This is a genomic window from Saccharicrinis fermentans DSM 9555 = JCM 21142, assembly GCF_000517085.1.
In the GTDB taxonomy this organism is placed as follows: Bacteria; Bacteroidota; Bacteroidia; order Bacteroidales; family Marinilabiliaceae; genus Saccharicrinis; species Saccharicrinis fermentans.
Window position 1 is genome coordinate 3,393,171 of the sequence record NZ_KI912107.1, and the last position, 19,958, is coordinate 3,413,128.

The following is a 19,958-nucleotide window of genomic DNA, read 5'->3' on the forward strand; positions in this document are numbered from 1 at the left end:
TTCGATATTTTTGAAACCAAGGAGTTTACTGATTGTAAATGACTGTTTCAAAAATGAGAACAACGCAGTATTTGGAGTTTTCTTGCAAAGACTATATAAAAATAAGCGAAACCTTGCTAACCTGTACAAAACACCATTATTTACCCATGTGTCTAATTATTTGCACTGACCACATAGAACGCTCCGAGATTAATCATATACTTCAGCTGTCATCGGGTTTCGCAAACCAAGCGCATCCACAAACACCGCCTTCACAGAACCTATCAGAACCTTTGCCTCAACCACTATAGGCACCCGAGCATAATCGTCTGTTACCCAAACAGTCATATCTTCACCCGATTCAAAAATGGTACCCGGCACTAACAAAGGAGAAAACTTCAAACAACGAAACTTCCTTCCATCACGATTCTTAACAACCTCCTTACCTTGATAACGAATATATAAATCGTAAATTTTATTATCCACTATCATTCGAATAGGTATTTTCTCATTCACCTGATACTTGGTATAGTCAATATTTCGCGCCTTATATACCATGGACAATAGATCGGCTGTACACGGCTTTAAAACAATTACACTATCCTTAAAAGACTTTTCTTTACCTTTTTTAGTTTGTGTCTTTATCAACTTATTTTCATAATCAAACCAATATTTATGATGCCCCACCGTACTGCCCTCCTTTGTTACCCTATTAAAACAAATAGGATCAAAGCGTTCCTTATCTACATAAGCCTCAAAAGTATCCCGTACTTCCATAAACTTATCATAGCCGCTATAAGTCCTCCCATAGGCCGACAAGAACCAAGTATCCTTACCCTCATAAGATTTATCTTCTACAGAAAAATGCACAATACCTGCATTCAACCAAATAAAATGCCAATTATAATAGGCATGATATGTAACCACTTCACCCCCTTCAAAAGAATAATTTTCAATATCGCACTGAGCTTTACCTTGGGTAAAACCAACACAAAACATACACAATACAACAATAAGGTTCTTTCTCCACATACATCTCAAGCTCAATCTCATAAGCACAAAATCAAGTATTAACCTTGCCAATATTATTCTCAATGGATTGAATCTTTGACTGCATCCTTCCCACGTCGCCTTTACGGGCATCTATAGTAATAGTGGTATAAATACGATCGTGATTTTTCGCCAAAAGCGTATGTGCCTGGTTGATGACATCCAAGGCTTCCTCCATACCTTCTGTTTCAATGGTAGTTCCCATAGGCCCTAGTTGATATTGGACTCCACTATTTTTTATGAGTTCAATGACCTTGCTCACAGGAGTGCTTAAACTACTTCCCGTATCGGTGGGGAACATAGCAAAATTTACAAGTACTGACATAATTAAAATTTTAAAGACCACCAGGTATACAACCATCAACCCCAATAACTTGCCAAAGCAAACTATCGGCCAATGATTAATCGGCTCTGCTCTTAGGTTTTCTATTTTTTTCTACAAAATCATAAATATCAAAATCCTCCAAATCCCATTCAACAACATGCTCCCAGGTTGCTCTTAATGAAATCTTTTCCGGATAATAAAACACTTGTTCAGGTTGCTGTTTTTTAGCATAACGACCGGTATCCCACATTCCATTTCTATTTTTATCCACCACCAACTTTAAGGTATACGTACCCGGGTCCACATATTGAAACCCTAACTTACCCGACTTAGGAACATATTTCTGTTGTATTACATTTTCGGAATTATCCATCAATTGCACCAGCCAGTTCTCTCCTATTTGCTCCATTTTAATGAGCATGGTACCATAGGAATCCAGCTCCTTAACTTTAAACTGCTTGCCTATAGAATCACAACTAAGTCCGTATACATCTTTCATTGCTGCCGAATCAACCGTCAACAAATAATTAGCACCCGGCATCCATTTATCTTTAGGTTGAACCGAATATCTTCGTTTAAACAAAGAATCCTGCAAGAGCACAAACTCTCTTTTTTCCAGCAGCGTATCCACCTTCTCCCATAAATTCACCCCATTTATATCAAACTGCTGAATGGGAGTTGGCATGATAAAATTAAAACGATCATATACATCAACCGCCGAAGATGACTTACTCATTTTTAAAGTATTCACCACCACTTTTGCCTTCTTCTTCTTTCGTCGCGATTCTTTCTTTTGGGGCAACGAAAAATAATACATCTTAATCGTATCCTGAACAGTCGCAGGCTTCTTTAATGAATCCAACCCCAAATAAGAGTAGGCCATTGTCAGTGTATCCTTCTTATACAAGGTGCTGTCTACTATCCAAACAAACACAGTATCATTTTTCAATGAAGGCTCAAACACAGCCCAATCATCATCAAAGGACTCTTCAGAAACCGGTTCCACTTTAAAGTTCTCAACAGGCAGGTTAAAAAAGAAAGCCAGGGTATTGGAATCCTTTCGCTCCTCGCCCAATGGATACTGCTCAGTACCCTCTTCCTTGAACAAGAAAAGCTTCAGGTCGTTGGGGGAATACACCAATTCATCATTAAACACCACCGAATCAGCAGCAACCGTATCAGGCATCTGCACATACTCCATAGATGGCGAAACAACGGTATCGTACCAAGCAATGTACTCTCCCGGCTGATCGAACATATAATTTCGGTTACCATCCTCAAGGGCATAAACCCGGTATTCACCAGGACTCAGATTACGAATTGCAAAATGCCCTTTCTCATCAGTCTTCCCCAAACGCACCGGCACATCATGAGTAAAGGCTGTATCGTTCAAGTTTTTATGAGCCATTACCAAAGCACCTTCCACTGGCGACAGGTCATTGGCTTCCCACAAATTACCCATAATAGCAAATGAATCCACCACTTCTCCTGTGGAAAAAGAAAACACAAAAGACTCTATAGGGTTACCTTCATTATTATCCTGTATGGCATTGGCAAAGTCCAAGGTATAAGTAGTATTGTCTTGAAGTTCTTCCTCTTCATCAAACGTTATACTTAATTTGTGGGCACGCGCAACAATTTTTGGTCTTTTTTTCAAAGGCGGTGATATCACATATTTCTGATACACATCATCCAGTTTAATGATCTCGTCAAATTCAATGATCACCTCGTCCCTCTTATAATTCAAAGCATTAGGTTTAGGTGTTGATCTTTTAATTTTTGGAGGTGCTTCGTCCTTTGGTCCTCCCGTAGGATAACCCGGGTTAGCACATGAATACAATATGACGATAGCTACCAAGCCCAAAATATAATTTCGCATTACTTACAATATCTTAGTTCAATATAATTGGCAAATTTAATTCAATTATACATTCATCCACTTAAATGATGAAAATAATATGATATAATTGCCCACTCGTTATAACTAATGCACTAAAAATTTTAAATTTGCCTTTCATATAAAACAGTACATGCATAACAAATGGACAACACAAACAACAACAAACCACATAAATCGCACCAAACTACAATTATTGTAGGAGCTGTATCCCTTGTTTTAATCATTCTATTGGGATTCCTTTACTTCAAAAACCGGAGTGAGATGAAGGCGCTCGTGAACGAAATGGTAGAAGAAAAGGAGATGTTAACCTATGAGTTTGAGAACTTAGCATTGGACTATGACTCCTTACAAACCAACAGTGACACCCTGAACACTATGCTGGAGATGGAGCGTGAAAAGATTTCACAACTGATAGAAGAGATACAAACCATCAAAGCCACAAACGCATCTAAAATAAGAGAATACAAAAAAGAACTCACCTCTTTACGCAAGGTACTTAAAAACTATGTGGTTCAGATCGATTCGCTCAACCAAAGCAACAAAGCATTGCAAGAAGAAAATCTGAAATACAGAAAGAAAGTATCCAATATGCAAACTACGTACAGCAAGCTGGAAGAGGTAAAGCAAACCTTGGAGAAAAAAGTAAAAGTAGCATCCAAACTGGAAACCTATAATATAGAAGCTGACGGACTCAACTCCAAAAACCGAACAACCACCAAGACATCCCGTGTTTCTAAAATTAGGATCTGTTTCTCCATTCAAAAAAACATTACAGCTGAAGTCGGTGAAAAAACCATTTATTTAAGGGTATTAAGACCAGATGGTGCTCTGTTATACCATAGCAAAGAAGATTTATTTCTACACGAAAACAAAAAAATAAATTACTCTTCAAAACGCATCATTGAATACGGAGGAGAGGAAGTAGATGTCTGTTTATACTACCAAGTAGATGCAGGAGAACTCACCAAAGGAGAATATGTGGCTGATATATTTGCAGATGGCTATAACATAGGCACCATGACTTTTAATTTAAAGTAACATGAGGGACTTATTCCACCCCATATCATACCGCGCACTACTATTGAGTGTGTTATGGATAATGACATGCCCAAGTACATACGGTCAGGAAAAAAGCCTGCCTCAATTTCCAACTTGGATGGTGGAAAAAAGAATGGAAGCCCTTAATAGCAAAACAACTATTCAACTGGATTATAATCAGAATGTTCAGGCATACATTGATGTGTACACCATAAAAAGAAGGGGACATCTAGCCAATATCATCAGTCTTTCAAAGCTTTACTTTCCTCTTTTTGAAGAATATCTCGATAAATACAATCTTCCGCTTGAACTCAAATATTTAGCTGTTATAGAGTCGGCCCTCGACCCAAGAGCAAAATCAAAATCAGGCGCCAAGGGACTTTGGCAGTTCCTATATCACACCGGCAGCATGTTTGATCTCAAGGTGACCACCTACGTTGACGAACGCAGTGATCCCATATTAGCAACAGAAGCAGCCTGTCGTTACTTGGAATACCTATACCGAATTTTTGACGATTGGCAATTGGCACTAGCAGCCTACAACGGAGGTGCAGGAGTAGTAAAAAAAGCCATTGAGCGATCCGGGGGTAAAACCGACTATTGGGAACTTCGCCCCTACCTACCTGAACAGGTAAAAGGATATGTGCCCGCTTTTATAGCCGCCAATTATGCCATTGAATATCATTCCAACTACGATATTGAAGCAAGACCCTCAAAATTTAACTTCAACCAGCTCGATACTGTATTTGTACACCAAACACTTTCTTTCAACAAGATATCGGAGGTGATAGGTATAGACCTAGATGACCTTACCTTTTTAAACCCTGCATTCACAAAGCAGACTATACCGCCTAGCAAAGAACCCATATGTCTGTTTCTTCCAACAGAATATGCAAATAACTTTGTAAGAAACGAACCTCGTCTGTACAACTTTACCGAACGAACACCGGCTGACAAACAAAAATCAAGTGTAAAAAGCATTCACATTGTGAAAAAAGGAGAATATTTTCATAAAATAGCCATCCAGCACGCATGCACCATAGAAGATATTATGAAATGGAACAATATGAAAAACAAAGATCTTCATCCTGGCCAACCTCTAACGATCTGGAAAAAACAAGAGACGCAAAAATTCTTTTTTATCAAAGATGAATTTGATAATTTGGCAGAAGCAAAATAACTTTACAAAAGTTTATAGTATCAAACAGAAATTAAATTTTAAAATATGAAGCAATTAGCGTATTTATTACTTATTGTATCCATCATAACTACAAGTTGCAAAACACAACCCAATTCCCACAAACCCAACCCTTCGGGTAACGCAGGAGTAATGATTATAGTCATGAACGATGCCGTAAAAAAAACCGAAGCAGGAAAGAAATTATGGGACATTATGGTACAGCCCATGATTGGTCTACCACAAGAAGAACCTATGTTCGATGTTTCTGTGATCCCCCACCGCTCATTGTCTGACTTTATGAAGACTTACCGAAATATTGTAGTCGTTGAAGTAGGTCAGGAGGTACAAAAAGAAGGTATATTTTTTCATAAAGGCACATGGGCTAAACAGCAAGCCTTGGTACGTATCTACGCCAAAGATGCTGCCTCTATGAAACAACTGGTTGATGATAACGAGCTCAAACTGGTGGGTTTCTTTACCAAAGCAGAAAGAGAACGCTTGTCACACTATTTCAAAACCACCTTTAACAAAGACCTAAAGGACAAGGTAGCGAATACCTTTGGGGTGTCCATGAATATACCACGCGACTTCTCCCTACGAAAAGAAGAAGCAGATTTTATATGGATGTCACAAGAAACAAACAGCTCCAGTCTGGGTCTAATGATCTATGAAATAGATTACGTAGGTGAAGGAAGTTTCTCAAAAGAATACCTGTTAAATCAGAGAGATAAAACAATGATGAAGAAAGTGCCGGGTCCATCGGAAGGTTCCTACATGACCACCGAACACCAATTCCCCATTAACTATCAAGTAATCAAAACACCAACAGATACCAACACCGTAATGCTACGGGGCTTATGGAAGGTACAAGGTGATATGATGGGCGGGCCATTTATTGCCATGGCACATCATAACGTCGAACGAAATAAGATAATCATTACCGAAGGGTATTCCTACAATCCTGAGAAACCAAAAAAAAGAAATATGGTGAGGCAGTTGGAAGCCATTTTATATTCCTATTCACCCATTAAAAAAGAGCAGTAAATGAATATTCCTGCTACATCACGGGCCGACCTACAAGAAGCCTCACGTAAAAATGAATTGATTATTGAAACCGGAAGGCAGATCCAAAAGGATTTTGGCGAGTTCGGATTAGAAATACATTTCTCAGGAAAAGCCAATGATTTCTACGAAGAACTATTTGAGCAGATGAAAGAACATGTAGATTCTTTAGTAACAAGCAGTATAGATCGCTTAATGAATTTCCTCTACCGCATTGATATTAGCGAAAAACAGATCGCATTATATGAAAAGGAAATGCCCAACCGCGATTACAATGAAGTTTTGACCGAGTTAATCATACACCGCGAATTAAAGAAGGTGATTACCCGTGATTATTTCAGACAACAAAGCAATAAAAACGAACAAATTAAATTAGATTAAACGAACAAATCACAAATAGGTACGTTCTTTTACTCTACACGCAAAACAAAGCATATATGCATCCTACAATAAAAAAAACAATTGATATCAACCACGAAAAACATTTGGTATTTCTGGTAAACAACATAGCAGCGCTCAACGATTTTAAATTCTCAGAAAATGAGATTAACTATATCCAAAACAAGATTACCAAGGAACAAACCTTGGTACATATCAACCGACTCTCGCAACAAGTCTTTATCCGTTTTTCCAGTCAACAAGGCACCGAAGAAAACGAAAAGATAAGGAAAGATGGCAACTCCATCTTCAAAAAGCTCAAAGCAGAAGAAGTCACCCATTTTTCATTGATTGATCTCACAAGCCACAAAGATCAAACCATAGCACTGGCCGAAGGAATAGCACTAAGTGCCTATAGTTTTTCGAGATATAAAACAGACAACAAAGACAAGGCATTTAACTTACAAACCATTGATCTTGTAAGTCCAGCCATTACAGAACAAGAGATTGAGGAGCTAAACCACATTGTTGAATCAGTTTATCTGACACGCGACCTGGTAAACCAACCAGTAGATAAGCTCAACGCCACACAGCTGGCTGACTTTATCATGGAGCAATCTCAAAAAGCAGGTTTTCATGCCGAAGTATTTAACAAAACTAAAATAGAAGCATTGAAGTTCGGCGGACTTTTGGCTGTAAACAAAGGAAGTATCGACCCTCCCACCTTCTCAGTAATGGAATGGAAGCCCGCACATACTGTAAATAAAAAACCCTATGTATTAGTGGGCAAAGGTGTTGTTTTTGACACAGGAGGTATTAACCTAAAAACACCTCCTGGCAGTTTGGATACCATGAAATGCGATATGGGAGGAGCTGCCTCCGTAATAGGCACCATGATAGCCATCGCCAAAAACCAACTACCCATTCATGTGATCGGTCTTGTTCCAGCCACAGATAATCGCCCCGGCAAAAACGCCTATGTGCCGGGCGATATACTAACAATGCACAACGGACTTACAGTTGAGGTTTTAAATACCGACGCCGAAGGAAGACTTATTTTGGCAGATGCCCTTAGCTATGCCAATAAATACGCACCAGAACTGGTCATTGATCTGGCTACCTTAACCGGTTCAGCCGTGATGGCCATCGGCGAATATGGAACAGTTGCCATGGGCACAGCCAATGACGCAACCTTTGCTGAACTAGAACAAAAAGGATTTGAAACACACGAGAGAATTGTAAAATTCCCCTTCTGGAGCGACTACGATGAGTTAATAAAATCGGATATCGCAGACATTAAAAACCTGGGAGGTAGAGAAGGAGGATCCATCACAGCGGGTAAATTCCTTTCTAAATTCATAAATTACCCTTGGATCCATTTAGATATTGCAGGTCCCTCTTTTCATTTAACCGAAAGTAGCTATCGCGGTAAAGGAGCGTCTGGTGTTGGCGTACGATTGTTATACCAGTTTTTGAAGGCAAAAACAAAAAAATAAGCTTTTATCGGAATAGTTCCTCAAAAATGGCGATATTTAAACCCCATCTCATACTTGGGAACGAAAAATATGACGTGAAGAAGATTCACTACTGGAAGAAAAAAAGAACACATGAGAACAGATAAAATAAGACTGGGAATAACCCATGGCGACATAAACGGAATTGGTTACGAAATAATATTCAAGGCATTAAGTGATATCAGAATGTTTGATATGTGCACCCCTATTGTTTATGGTTCGTCAAAGGTAGCTGCATACCATCGCAAGACTTTAAATATATCTAACTTTAGTCTGAACAACATCAAAACAGCAGACGAAGCGCACCCCAAGCGCGCCAACATTATCAACTGTGTTGACGACAGTGTAAGAGTAGAATTAGGTAAAGCAACAAAAATGGGGGGAGAAGCGGCATTCTCAGCCCTGAGTAAAGCAGTCTCCGATCTCAAAGAAAACAAAATTGATGTATTGGTGACCGCTCCCATTCATAAAAAAACCATACAATCAGAGGATTTTAATTTCCCCGGACATACAGAATACCTGGAAGCGGAGTTTGGTGACGGCAATTCATTGATGTTATTAGTCAGCGATGTATTAAAGGTAGGTGTGGTGACAGGCCACATCCCACTAAACGATGTATCACGAAGCATTACAAAGGAAAAAATAGTAAACAAACTCAAGGTTCTGAATAAATCTTTACGCGAGGACTTTACCATCCGAAAACCTAGAATAGCAGTACTGGGACTAAACCCGCATGCCGGAGACAAAGGCTTAATAGGAAAAGAGGAACAGGACATCATCATCCCTGCCATCGAAGAAGCTAAAAATAAAGGTATTATGGCACTCGGACCATACCCTGCCGACGGATTATTCGGATCCAATAACCTATCCAAATTTGATGCAATACTGGCCATGTACCACGATCAAGGTTTAATACCGTTTAAAACCATATCGTTCTCTTCGGGTGTTAATTTTACAGCAGGCCTACCTATTGTAAGAACCTCGCCCGACCATGGAACGGCCTTTGAAATTGCCGGACAAGGCACTGCCGACGAAGAGTCGTTCAGACAAGCAGTATATTATGCCATTGACATTTTCAGAAACCGAAAATCCAATAAGGAAATATCTAAAGATCCACTTAAGTCCTATGACATCAGTAAAATGGATGACAAATTAGATGACAGACTTCCCAAAGAAGAAGAGAAAGAGCAACTTTAAAATTGAATACCTTCGGCAGGCCGTTTTAACACTCAACAGCCTGCCGAAAATACACCACCTTTCAAAAATCCACAAAACAAAATTAGAATTTCAACGTATTGTTAATATTAGACATCTACAAAAGTTTCTAATATTTCAATAAATACGTATTCAACAACAGAAAGAAAAGAGGGGACAAACTATGAAACGCCAAAAAACATCGGGGTACATTAAGGTATTATCATTATCTACCTGCATTATTGCACTTTACATAACCACACAATTATTTACTTTTTCATCAACACCAACACCTACAATTGATAATACACCTACATTTAAAAACAATTATTCTATTTTCAGTTTAAAAATACCAGATAGTATTCATTTTGCAAACGAAAAGGTGCCCATTGAAAAACATTGGGTTCGGGAAAGTCTGGACAGAGAATTACTAGTAAACACCTATTGGCAATCGCAAACTGTTTTATTTATCAAGCGTTGTAACCGCTATTTCCCTATTATTGAACCCATCCTTAAAGAGCAGGGCATTCCTGATGACTTTAAATACCTGGCTGTAATTGAAAGCGGGTTGATGCCTCGTTCTATTTCTCCAGCAGGGGCAGCGGGCATTTGGCAATTTATGAAATCCACAGCTATAGAATATGGTTTAGAAGTAAACAGCGAAGTAGATGAACGCTACCATTTAGAAAAGGCAACCATCGCTGCATGCAAATATTTTAATAAATCGTACGCCAAATACCAGAACTGGACCTTGGTAGCCGCATCTTATAATGCAGGCAAAGCAGGTATTAGCAGACAATTAGATCGTCAACAAGCATCTGATTATTACAATTTATTACTTGGAGAAGAAACCGGCAGGTATGTTTATCGCATCATTGCCTTAAAAGAAATCCTTTCGACTCCTGATAAGTACGGTTTCTATGTGGACGAAGAAGACTTGTATGCTCATTTAAAAACTGGAGCAGTAAGCGTTGACAGCTCTATTCACAATATAGCAAGCTTTGCAAAGAAATATGATATCTCTTACAAAGAGCTAAAGGATTTAAATCCCTGGTTAAGAGACAATAAATTAACCAACAGTAGGAAGAAGACATATAAAATTGACTTACCAGTAAGTGCACTTAACACACAAAAAATTCCGTCAAAACCCATCCGTCCTGAGTCTATCCCTACCCCTATCATCGATGAGAGTCAGATATCCATCAAAACCCAAGGAATGAGCATTCAAAATAAAAACTAACTACAGCTTATAAACACTCCAAAGCCCTGTATATAACCATCAGGGCTTTTTTATAAAAGCAAACCACAGATATAAAGACCTTTTTGCCCAAAACAAAAGTGATTTGTTAGTATATTTGTTGGCTGTAATTTTTTGCAAGACATGGGTACAAAAGAAGATAAAATAGAACGCACAGAGGAGGATATCGTGGAGAATGGATCAATCTCCGTAATGGGAGCCAGAGTGCACAACTTACAAGACATTGACATCAGCTTCCCCCGAAATAAACTGGTTGTGGTCACCGGCCTGAGCGGGAGTGGTAAGTCTTCACTGGCTTTTGACACCATATATGCAGAAGGTCAACGAAGATACATAGAGACCTTTTCCGCTTATGCCAGACAATTTTTAGGCAACATGGAACGTCCGGATGTGGACAAGATCACAGGACTAAGTCCGGTAATCTCCATTGAACAGAAAACCACAAACAAGAATCCTCGTTCAACCGTTGGAACCATCACGGAAATATACGATTTTCTAAGGCTTTTATTCGCTCGTGCTGCTGATGCATATTCGTATAATACGGGCGAAAAAATGATAAAATACACCACAGAACAAATACTTACCCTTATCAAAGAGAACTTCAATGATAAAAAGGTAATGGTACTTGCACCTCTGGTAAAAAACAGAAAAGGACATTACAAAGAACTATTTGAACAGATTCGAAAAAAAGGATACCTATACGCAAGGGTAGATGGCGAAATAGTAGAGTTGGAACATGGATACAAACTAGATAGATATAAAAACCATCAAATAGAAATGGTCATCGACCGCATCAAAGTTTCTGAGAAGGAAGAAAAGAGACTATCAGACTCACTTCATCTGGCCATGAAAAATGGCAAAGGCATTATGATGATTCTGGATGTTGACACCAATGACGCCAAATTTTATTCGCAAAAACTAATGTGTCCTACTACGGGCATTTCATACAACGAACCCGCGCCCCATTCCTTTTCATTTAACTCCCCACAGGGCTCATGCAACAAATGTAAAGGACTTGGAACCATCAATATGGTTGACCTTGAAAAGGTAATACCTGATAACAAAATAAGTATTCATGCGGGTGGAATTGCTCCACTGGGAAAATATAAAAACACTCTTATTTTTTGGCAGATACAAGCGCTGGCCGAAAAGTATGGGTTTACACTAAAAACACCCATCAAAAATATACCCGAAGAAGCTTTAGACACTATATTGAACGGTTCAACCGAACCAATCACTTTAAAAAACACGCCGCTCGGAACGGGGTCTAACTACTTTATTAGCTTTGATGGCGTCATTAAATACATACTGCAGCAACAAAGCAACGACACCAGTAAAAAAGCAAAAAAATGGGCCGGGCAATTTGTTACCAACGCAGTCTGCCCTACTTGTAAAGGACAAAGGCTAAACAAAGAGGCTTTGCATTTTAAACTCAATGACAAAAACATTGCCGACCTGTCCAAAATGGATTTAAGCCTTTTATCACAGTGGTTTCAAGATATAGAAACGCACCTTAGCAAAAAACAAAAAGCCATTGGGGCTGAGATATTAAAAGAAATAAGAAGCCGGCTTGGCTTTCTACTCAATGTAGGACTGGGTTACCTCGCTTTAGACAGAAGTGCCATGACCCTATCAGGTGGCGAGAGCCAACGAATCAGACTAGCAACACAAATAGGCTCACAACTGGTCAACGTACTTTATATCTTAGATGAGCCCAGCATAGGTCTGCACCAGCGCGACAACCACAAGTTAATCCAATCGTTGCATCAATTACGAGATACCGGCAACAGTATCTTGGTGGTAGAACACGATAAAGATATGATGATGCAAGCAGACTACCTCATTGACATGGGTCCTTACGCAGGAAGACATGGAGGTGAGATTGTTGCGCATGGCACCCCCTTACAAGTAGCCCAACAAAATACGCTTACGGCCGATTATTTAAACAACAAAAAATCCATTGAGATACCTAAAAAAAGGAGAAAAGGAAACGGCAACAAATTAGTTCTTCACAACGCCAGCGGCAACAACCTAAAAAATGTAACCGCCACCTTTCCGCTGGGCACGTTTATATGTGTCACCGGTGTTTCAGGGAGCGGAAAATCAACACTGATCAACGAAACATTATACCCCATTCTAAACCAACATGTGTACCATTCAGTAAAAGACCCTCTACCTTATAAAAAAATAGATGGTTTACAATCTGTAGACAAGGTAGTAGATGTGGATCAGTCGCCCTTAGGAAGGACGCCACGTTCTAATCCTGCCACCTACACAAAAGTTTTTGATGAAATTAGAAAGCTTTTCACCAACCTACCCGAATCAAAAATAAGAAATTACAAACCCGGACGCTTTTCCTTTAACATGGTAGGAGGAAGATGTGAAACCTGCAAAGGCGGAGGAGTACAAGTAATTGAGATGAACTTCCTTCCCGATGTAATGGTAGAGTGCCCGGAATGCCATGGCAAACGTTACAACCGAGAAACACTGGAGATAAGATACAAAGGCAAATCAATCAGCGATGTACTGGATATGACAATTAACCAAGCCGTTGATTTCTTCGAAAACATTCCTCAAATCGCACATAAACTGCGGGTAATCAAAGAAGTTGGACTTGGCTATATCACACTTGGACAACCCTCCACTACACTATCCGGTGGAGAATCACAACGAGTCAAACTTGCCTCAGAACTAGCTAAAAAAGACACAGGAAAAACCATTTATATACTGGATGAACCAACTACCGGATTACACTTTGAAGATATCAGAGTATTATTGGATGTGCTTAACAAATTAGTAGATAAAGGAAACACTGTTATTGTCATTGAGCACAATCTGGATGTGATAAAAGTAGCTGATTACATTATCGATATCGGGAAAGAAGGAGGTCGTTTTGGAGGAGAAATCCTTTGCGAGGGGACACCCGAAACAATCATCAAAAACAAAGATAGCTTTACTGCCCAATATCTAAGACTTGAACTACCATAAAGGTTCGACTTAAAAAACTTGATGCATCTATGTGTATTTATTACTTTTAATGTTTCATCAATAAACAATCAAAAATCACCTATATGAGCCAGCAAATTGAAATTAAATGTGTCAACAACAATACATACAAGACTTACAACCGGGGTGTCACATTAAAACAAATTGCAGACGACCATCACATAAAGCTCCGAAGCGAAATAATAGGCGCTATGGTCAACAACAGTCTAGAGCAGTTGTCCTACGAAGTATTTCACCCAAAAACAGTTGAGTTTATTGACATCACAAATCCTGACGGGATGCGTATGTACATCCGAAGTCTTTCTTTTCTGTTATACTATGCCGTTGAAAATGTTCTTCCCGGCACAAAGCTAAGCGTAGAACATTCCGTTTCAAGAGGCGTTTATTGTAAACTCGATGGTCCACACGAAGTAAGCTTTGACGAAATAAGCAAATTATCCGAATACATGCGTAATCTGGTTCAACAAGATATTCCCTTTGAGTATTACCAAAAAGAAACAGAAAAAGTAATAGAACTTTTTAAGGAACAAGGCTTTGAAGACAAAATAGGATTATTGGAAAGCAGAGGCCATCATTACTCTTCTTATTATCAATTAAAAGACACCATTGCTTCATTTTATGGCTATTTAGTTCCTTCAACGGCATACCTAAAAGTATTCGATGTCAATAAATACTATGACGGCATCCTATTACAAATACCTCGTCGTTTTGAACCAGAAGAAGTGGAGCGCATGGTGATCCAAAACAAAATGTTTGAAATATTTCAGGAATATAGCCATTGGAGCAAAGTACTCAAAGTAACCAACATACACGACTTAAATACACTACAAAAGAACAACAAAGCCCAGCGTCTCATAAAAGTATCAGAAGCATTCCATGAGAAAAAGATAGGCCATATAGCCGAGCGAAAAGACCATGTTAGAATTATTCTGATCAGCGGTCCCTCATCCAGTGGAAAAACCACTTTCAGCAAACGTCTAGCCATACAACTAATGGTCAATGGACTAAGACCACACACCCTATCTTTAGACAATTATTTTGTTGACCGTGAAAAAACACCACTAGACGAGAATGGCGATTACGACTTTGAAGCCCTAGAAGCTTTAGATATAGATCAATTCAACCAAGACCTTAGTCTACTCCTCAAAGGTGAAAAAGTTGACTTACCTAAGTTTTCCTTTGAAACAGGCAAGCGCTATTACGACAACACCAAAATCAGATTAAAGAAGAACGACATTTTAGTGATTGAAGGCATTCACGGTCTTACCCCAGAGCTAACACACAATATTCCCGATTCCTTTAAATTTAAAATTTATGTTTCGGCACTCACCTCCATCAACATAGACAGCCATAACAGAATACCCACCACAGACAACCGCCTCATCAGAAGAATTGTTCGGGATTACAAATACCGAAACTATTCTGCCGTAGATACGCTTTCGCGTTGGCAAAGCGTTAGAAGAGGTGAAGACAAGCACATTTTCCCTTACCAAGAAGAAGCGGACGTTATGTTTAATACAGCCCTTTTATATGAACTGGCTGTTTTAAAGCCCTTGGTAGAACCGATGTTACTGGAAGTTCCTCACAATAAACCAGAATATGCAGAAGCCAGCAGACTACTCTATTTCTTCAGCTATTTCGATAGTATACAATCCCATAGCATTCCTCCCACCTCTATTTTAAGAGAATTTTTAGGAGGCAGCAGCTTTGATTACTAAACTTTCAGAAATAATAGATGATTCTCATAAAATAAAATTTTACTGGCATCTTTTTTTTCACTAACTTCTATCAAAATTAGAATGTGAAAAAAGCAACCTTTAAACTACATATAATTATATCGTTACTAATTTATTTAGTGCAAGGGTTGCTGAGCCAGGCTTTTACTGAAAACAAAAAAATTCTTTATATCAATTCCTATAGCATTGGTTTGCTGTGGACCGATGAATTTACGCTAGGCCTAAAAACTGAGTTGGACAAGAGTGGGGACATAGCCTATTACACAGAATTTATGGACACCAAACGAATCCAATTTCATTCTCACTATGATTATTTTTATCAGTACCTCAAGACCAAATATATGGGTATTGATTTTGATGCTGTGGTGACCGCGGACAATAATGCCCTTGATTTTTTCCTATACCACAAAGATTCCATCATATTCAAACACAAGCCTCTAATCTTTGCCGGCATCAACAATATTGACGACTATCACCTTAACGATATAGAGGCATACGGAATAGTGGAAGGAAGAGGCTGGGAACATGTATTTTACAGTATGCACCGTCTCTTTCCTGACAGAAAAAATGTATATGTATTTTCAAACACTTCCCATACCGATTCCTTAAATCAATCCATTGTAGCCAAATACGCACAAGAATTTGGAGTACCTGAATACCATATTATTATGAGTAGCAACCAAGACTCAATGGTTAACATTCTTAAATCCCTTGGCTCCAAGGATATGGTATATCTATTCAACAGAACATTTAGCAAATCGGCAGCCCACTGGCCATATAACGACATCCTCACTAAGATGAACAAACCTTTGGACGTTCCCATTTTTTCAGGGGCCCACATCCGTGACGGAATCAACAATATCGTTGGCGGCGAAGAGAATATTGGTGAATTTCACGGCCGTACGGCCGCACACATGGTAATAAAATTACTTCATGGTCAAGAGCTTAAGCCTCGTTTCATTTACCCCAAAGGAAAACTTTTGTATAATTACCAGGAACTAAAACGCTTTCATATTGATCATAAATTACTACCAAGAGATGCCATCATTGTAAATAAACCAGAATCAATATTTAGCAAATTCAAGCAGATAGCCTATATTAACTTTTCGTTCATAGCAGCATGTGTCGCCATCATCATCACAATGATAATCAATAACAAAAACCAAAAACGCTACCGCAAAAAAATTGAAGAGGCCAGAGATAATGCACTACAATCAGAAGCGGTAAAAACATCCTTTATAGCCAACATCTCACACGAAATCAGAACGCCGCTCAATGCAATTATCGGATTCTCTGATATCTTAAAAGCAGAGAACAAAAGTGCTAACCTAAATGAATATATAAAACACATACACGATAGCTCCTATATATTAGAACGTTTGGTAAATGATGTACTGGATTTATCATTGATAGACTCCAATGAAGTAAAGCTGAACAATAGTGAAGTTTTTTTACCTACATTTACAGATGAGCTCATCAAACGAAATACCGTTCAACTTGAACGCTATGGTAAAACCAAGCTCAAACTCAGGTTAAAAACTCCCCAAGGAGGGCCTAAGATTCTATATACAGATACTTTTCGACTAAATCAGATCCTTCAGAACTTAATCAACAACTCCATTAAATATTCCTATTCAGGCACAATCACCTTGAGCTATCATTTTTATACCCGAGAAGAAGTTTTATCGAAAATTAAACTGCAGCATTACCAACTCAACGACGATCAATACTGTATGTTTTCGGTAAGAGATTATGGAATAGGCATACCTCAGGAACTCAAAACATTTGTATTTGAAAGATTTAGACGACTCGATCAGGTATACATGGGACATCATGGCGGTGTCGGTCTTGGCCTTAACATCTCAAAATCAATCATAAAGCTAATGGGTGGTGAAATCTGGTTTGAAAGCAAACAAGGAACTGGATCTACCTTTTCATTTGTAGTCCCTAACAATATTCCCTCTATTTAACAATACAGCATGAGTCTATCTAAAATTATTATATATTTAAAAAAAAATCTGGAAGCTTTCATTTGGATTGTGGGATTATTACTGATGAGCATTTCAGACCCCCATGCACATGCACATTATTCTCTGTGTTTAATTAAAAACAGCGGGTTGGACTTTTGTCCCGGATGCGGATTAGGACATTCATTGGGCTTTTTATTCAGGGGCGAAATTGCCAATTCATTCCATAGTCATCCCTTAGGCATATTCGCACTTATCATTTTAACATACAGAATATTTCAAATATTTAAGAACAACCATAAAAATGCAAATACATGAACAGAATCATTAATTTTTTCCCAGATTTAGAATTAGAAGAAGCATCATTTATAGATGGTATTATCCAAGATTACAGCGATGAAGAAGTAAAAAACTTTGCCATGCTTTATCGAAGCAGACGCAAAGATCCTCAAATGATATTAATACTCGCTTTGGTAGGTATATTTGGCGTAGCCGGAATACACCGCTTTATTATTAACCAAGTGGGAATGGGCGTACTGTATTTTTTAACAGGCGGTCTTTGTTTAATTGGAACAATCGTAGATCTTGTAAATTACAAGTCATTGGCATTTGAATACAACCAAAAGATGGCCTTTGAGGTGAAGGCCTATATGTCTATGTCCCAAAAATAACATCACATTGTAAAAAAAATAACGGCTGTCACAATACCTATGAGACAGCCGCATCTATCTATTATCAGAATAAAATTTACTAAATATGAATCACCTCATCATACGCAGCAGCCGCTGCTTCCATAATAGCTTCAGACATGGTAGGGTGAGGGTGCACTGACTTAATCAACTCAGGACCTGTTGTCTCCAACCTTTTGGCCACTACCAGTTCGGCGATCATCTCAGTCACATTGGCACCTACCAGGTGTGCTCCCAATAACTCACCATATTTAGCATCAAAAATAAGCTTGACAAAGCCATCCTTATGTCCGGCAGCACTTGCTTTACCAGAAGCTGAAAAAGGAAATTTACCCACTTTAAGTTCATAACCCGCCTCTTTGGCTGCTTTTTCACTCAAACCAACAGAAGCTACTTCAGGTGAAGTATAGGTACATCCTGGTATATTACTATAATTAATAGGCTCAGGCGTATGTCCAGCAATCTTTTCGACACAGGTAATAGCTTCAGCAGAGGCCACATGAGCCAAGGCTTGTCCAGGCACGATATCACCAATCGCATATACCCCATCCACCGATGTTTTGTAATACGCATCCACCTTAATCTTACCATTCTCTACTACCACGCCAACTTCTTCCAATCCAATTCCTTCAATATTAGGTGCAATACCTACCGCTGATAAAATTACATCCGCTTCGTGGGTTTCCTCACCCTTTTTGGTTTTTATAAGGGCTTTCACTTTATCTCCACTGGTATCTACGCTAAGTACCTCCGAAGAAACCATCACATTAATCTTGGCTTTCTTAAAAGAGCGGGCCAATTGTTTAGATACTTCTTCATCCTCCAAAGGAACAATATTGGGCAAGTACTCCACTAAAGTAACCTTCGTTCCAATGGAATTATAAAAATAAGCAAATTCGCTTCCAATAGCGCCCGAGCCCACTACAATCATAGATTCAGGTTTCTTTTCCAGCGTCAGCGCCTTTCTATAACCAATCACTTTAACGCCATCCTGCGGAAGATTAGGCAACTCACGACTTCTTGCTCCTGTTGCCAATAAAATATGTTTGGCAGCAACCTCAATGACACTTCCGTCCTCCTTTTTAACTTCTACTGTTTTATTGTCTTTCAGTTTACCAAAGCCATTGATGACATCCACCTTGTTCTTTTTAAGCAAAAACTGAACTCCTTTGCTCATGCCATCAGCTACGCCTCTACTCCTGGCAACCATCGCCTCAAAGTCGGCCTTCGATTCTCCTTCAATCTTGATACCATAATCTTCGGCATGCTGAATATATTCAAAAACAGAGGCGCTCTTAAGCAGTGATTTGGTTGGGATACATCCCCAGTTTAAACAAATCCCGCCCAATTCGGCTCTTTCTACTATGGCTACTTTTAAGCCTAATTGTGAAGCACGGATAGCTCCTACATAGCCCCCCGGGCCACTTCCAATAACTACTAAATCGTATTGCATATTACTTAAGTATATGATTCTTTAAAACGTCATCAATTCACACATTCATTAACTACCAAAGTCAGGCAATCATATTATATATTGATTGACGGCAACGATAAATTAACAAAGCTTACACAAAAAAGTTGAACACATGACTGATTTGTTAAACCTATCATTGTTATTTCTCGTGCAGATCATCCTGATTCAATAAAAATACTTTTCAAATTAAATTCTAAGGTATAGTTTT

The 19,958-nt window shown here is 38.8% G+C and carries 16 protein-coding genes; 12 read left to right on the forward strand and 4 right to left on the reverse strand.

Annotated elements, in window-relative coordinates; all coding sequences use genetic code 11:
• Nucleotides 1-189: 189 nt before the first annotated feature.
• The 3 genes from CYTFE_RS0113815 to CYTFE_RS0113825 all read right to left on the reverse strand — a co-directional run bounded on the left by CYTFE_RS0113815 (nucleotide 190) and on the right by CYTFE_RS0113825 (nucleotide 3,233).
• Nucleotides 190-1,011 carry a DUF3108 domain-containing protein gene (locus tag CYTFE_RS0113815; RefSeq protein WP_235208324.1) on the reverse strand — a complete coding sequence of 274 codons (822 nt, stop codon included), beginning with the start codon at nucleotides 1,009-1,011 and terminating at the stop codon, nucleotides 190-192.
• A 31-nt stretch (nucleotides 1,012-1,042) separates the two neighbouring features.
• Nucleotides 1,043-1,354 carry an MTH1187 family thiamine-binding protein gene (locus CYTFE_RS0113820; protein WP_027472265.1) on the reverse strand — a complete coding sequence of 104 codons (312 nt, stop codon included), beginning with the start codon at nucleotides 1,352-1,354 and terminating at the stop codon, nucleotides 1,043-1,045.
• 76 nt (nucleotides 1,355-1,430) lie between these two features.
• Nucleotides 1,431-3,233, reverse strand: coding sequence for an Ig-like domain-containing protein (locus CYTFE_RS0113825; protein WP_027472266.1), 1,803 nt, complete (start codon nucleotides 3,231-3,233; stop codon nucleotides 1,431-1,433).
• A gap of 282 nt (nucleotides 3,234-3,515) precedes the next feature.
• Between CYTFE_RS0113825 and CYTFE_RS0113830 the strand changes: the two genes are divergently transcribed.
• The 12 genes from CYTFE_RS0113830 to CYTFE_RS0113885 all read left to right on the forward strand — a co-directional run bounded on the left by CYTFE_RS0113830 (nucleotide 3,516) and on the right by CYTFE_RS0113885 (nucleotide 18,258).
• Nucleotides 3,516-4,292 carry a V-type ATP synthase subunit I domain-containing protein gene (locus CYTFE_RS0113830; protein WP_235208325.1) on the forward strand — a complete coding sequence of 259 codons (777 nt, stop codon included), beginning with the start codon at nucleotides 3,516-3,518 and terminating at the stop codon, nucleotides 4,290-4,292.
• Between the two features lies 1 nt (nucleotide 4,293).
• Nucleotides 4,294-5,472, forward strand: coding sequence for a lytic transglycosylase domain-containing protein (locus CYTFE_RS26540; protein WP_052343201.1), 1,179 nt, complete (start codon nucleotides 4,294-4,296; stop codon nucleotides 5,470-5,472).
• 45 nt (nucleotides 5,473-5,517) lie between these two features.
• Nucleotides 5,518-6,516, forward strand: coding sequence for a DUF4837 family protein (locus CYTFE_RS0113840; RefSeq protein WP_027472268.1), 999 nt, complete (start codon nucleotides 5,518-5,520; stop codon nucleotides 6,514-6,516).
• The gene (locus tag CYTFE_RS26545) at nucleotides 6,517-6,915 is read left to right on the forward strand and encodes a hypothetical protein (protein ID WP_044214113.1); all 399 of its coding nucleotides are present in this window, start codon (nucleotides 6,517-6,519) and stop codon (nucleotides 6,913-6,915) included. It begins immediately after the preceding gene.
• Nucleotides 6,916-6,971: 56 nt separating this feature from the next.
• Nucleotides 6,972-8,408, forward strand: a complete 1,437-nt coding sequence (locus CYTFE_RS0113850) for a leucyl aminopeptidase family protein (protein WP_027472269.1) — start codon at nucleotides 6,972-6,974, stop codon at nucleotides 8,406-8,408.
• Between the two features lie 111 nt (nucleotides 8,409-8,519).
• Nucleotides 8,520-9,623, forward strand: a complete 1,104-nt coding sequence (gene pdxA / locus CYTFE_RS0113855; protein WP_027472270.1) for a 4-hydroxythreonine-4-phosphate dehydrogenase PdxA — start codon at nucleotides 8,520-8,522, stop codon at nucleotides 9,621-9,623.
• Between the two features lie 181 nt (nucleotides 9,624-9,804).
• Nucleotides 9,805-10,860 carry a lytic transglycosylase domain-containing protein gene (locus CYTFE_RS26550; RefSeq protein ID WP_081735996.1) on the forward strand — a complete coding sequence of 352 codons (1,056 nt, stop codon included), beginning with the start codon at nucleotides 9,805-9,807 and terminating at the stop codon, nucleotides 10,858-10,860.
• Nucleotides 10,861-11,001: 141 nt separating this feature from the next.
• Nucleotides 11,002-13,866: an excinuclease ABC subunit UvrA gene (gene uvrA, locus CYTFE_RS0113865; RefSeq protein WP_027472271.1), complete on the forward strand. Its 2,865-nt coding sequence runs from the start codon at nucleotides 11,002-11,004 to the stop codon at nucleotides 13,864-13,866.
• 83 nt (nucleotides 13,867-13,949) lie between these two features.
• Complete coding sequence (locus CYTFE_RS0113870; protein WP_027472272.1) at nucleotides 13,950-15,602, forward strand: nucleoside kinase; 1,653 nt, start codon at nucleotides 13,950-13,952, stop codon at nucleotides 15,600-15,602.
• 83 nt (nucleotides 15,603-15,685) lie between these two features.
• On the forward strand, nucleotides 15,686-17,590 hold the full coding sequence (locus tag CYTFE_RS0113875; protein WP_027472273.1) for a sensor histidine kinase: 1,905 nt from the start codon (nucleotides 15,686-15,688) through the stop codon (nucleotides 17,588-17,590).
• 84 nt (nucleotides 17,591-17,674) lie between these two features.
• Complete coding sequence (locus tag CYTFE_RS0113880) at nucleotides 17,675-17,905, forward strand: DUF2752 domain-containing protein (RefSeq protein WP_235208330.1); 231 nt, start codon at nucleotides 17,675-17,677, stop codon at nucleotides 17,903-17,905.
• Complete coding sequence (locus CYTFE_RS0113885) at nucleotides 17,902-18,258, forward strand: TM2 domain-containing protein (protein ID WP_027472275.1); 357 nt, start codon at nucleotides 17,902-17,904, stop codon at nucleotides 18,256-18,258. Before CYTFE_RS0113880 ends, CYTFE_RS0113885 begins: the two co-directional genes overlap by 4 nt.
• Before the next feature lie 79 nt (nucleotides 18,259-18,337).
• On the opposite strand, the gene lpdA is transcribed toward CYTFE_RS0113885, so the two are convergent.
• On the reverse strand, nucleotides 18,338-19,729 hold the full coding sequence (lpdA, locus tag CYTFE_RS0113890; protein WP_044214116.1) for a dihydrolipoyl dehydrogenase: 1,392 nt from the start codon (nucleotides 19,727-19,729) through the stop codon (nucleotides 18,338-18,340).
• Nucleotides 19,730-19,958 lie beyond the last annotated feature (229 nt).

Excerpts from the sequence above, each read along its gene's own strand:
- CYTFE_RS26540 (WP_052343201.1), top strand. The coding sequence starts at position 4,294 with ATGAGGGACTTATTCCACCCCATATCATACCGCGCACTACTATTGAGT.
- CYTFE_RS0113820 (WP_027472265.1), bottom strand. The coding sequence starts at position 1,354 with ATGTCAGTACTTGTAAATTTTGCTATGTTCCCCACCGATACGGGAAGT.
- CYTFE_RS0113830 (WP_235208325.1), top strand. The coding sequence starts at position 3,516 with ATGAAGGCGCTCGTGAACGAAATGGTAGAAGAAAAGGAGATGTTAACC.
- CYTFE_RS0113870 (WP_027472272.1), top strand. The coding sequence starts at position 13,950 with ATGAGCCAGCAAATTGAAATTAAATGTGTCAACAACAATACATACAAG.
- CYTFE_RS0113850 (WP_027472269.1), top strand. The coding sequence starts at position 6,972 with ATGCATCCTACAATAAAAAAAACAATTGATATCAACCACGAAAAACAT.
- CYTFE_RS0113840 (WP_027472268.1), top strand. The coding sequence starts at position 5,518 with ATGAAGCAATTAGCGTATTTATTACTTATTGTATCCATCATAACTACA.
- CYTFE_RS0113815 (WP_235208324.1), bottom strand. The coding sequence starts at position 1,011 with ATGTGGAGAAAGAACCTTATTGTTGTATTGTGTATGTTTTGTGTTGGT.
- pdxA (WP_027472270.1), top strand. The coding sequence starts at position 8,520 with ATGAGAACAGATAAAATAAGACTGGGAATAACCCATGGCGACATAAAC.
- uvrA (WP_027472271.1), top strand. The coding sequence starts at position 11,002 with ATGGGTACAAAAGAAGATAAAATAGAACGCACAGAGGAGGATATCGTG.
- lpdA (WP_044214116.1), bottom strand. The coding sequence starts at position 19,729 with ATGCAATACGATTTAGTAGTTATTGGAAGTGGCCCGGGGGGCTATGTA.
- CYTFE_RS26550 (WP_081735996.1), top strand. The coding sequence starts at position 9,805 with ATGAAACGCCAAAAAACATCGGGGTACATTAAGGTATTATCATTATCT.
- CYTFE_RS0113880 (WP_235208330.1), top strand. The coding sequence starts at position 17,675 with ATGAGCATTTCAGACCCCCATGCACATGCACATTATTCTCTGTGTTTA.
- CYTFE_RS0113825 (WP_027472266.1), bottom strand. The coding sequence starts at position 3,233 with ATGCGAAATTATATTTTGGGCTTGGTAGCTATCGTCATATTGTATTCA.
- CYTFE_RS26545 (WP_044214113.1), top strand. The coding sequence starts at position 6,517 with ATGAATATTCCTGCTACATCACGGGCCGACCTACAAGAAGCCTCACGT.
- CYTFE_RS0113885 (WP_027472275.1), top strand. The coding sequence starts at position 17,902 with ATGAACAGAATCATTAATTTTTTCCCAGATTTAGAATTAGAAGAAGCA.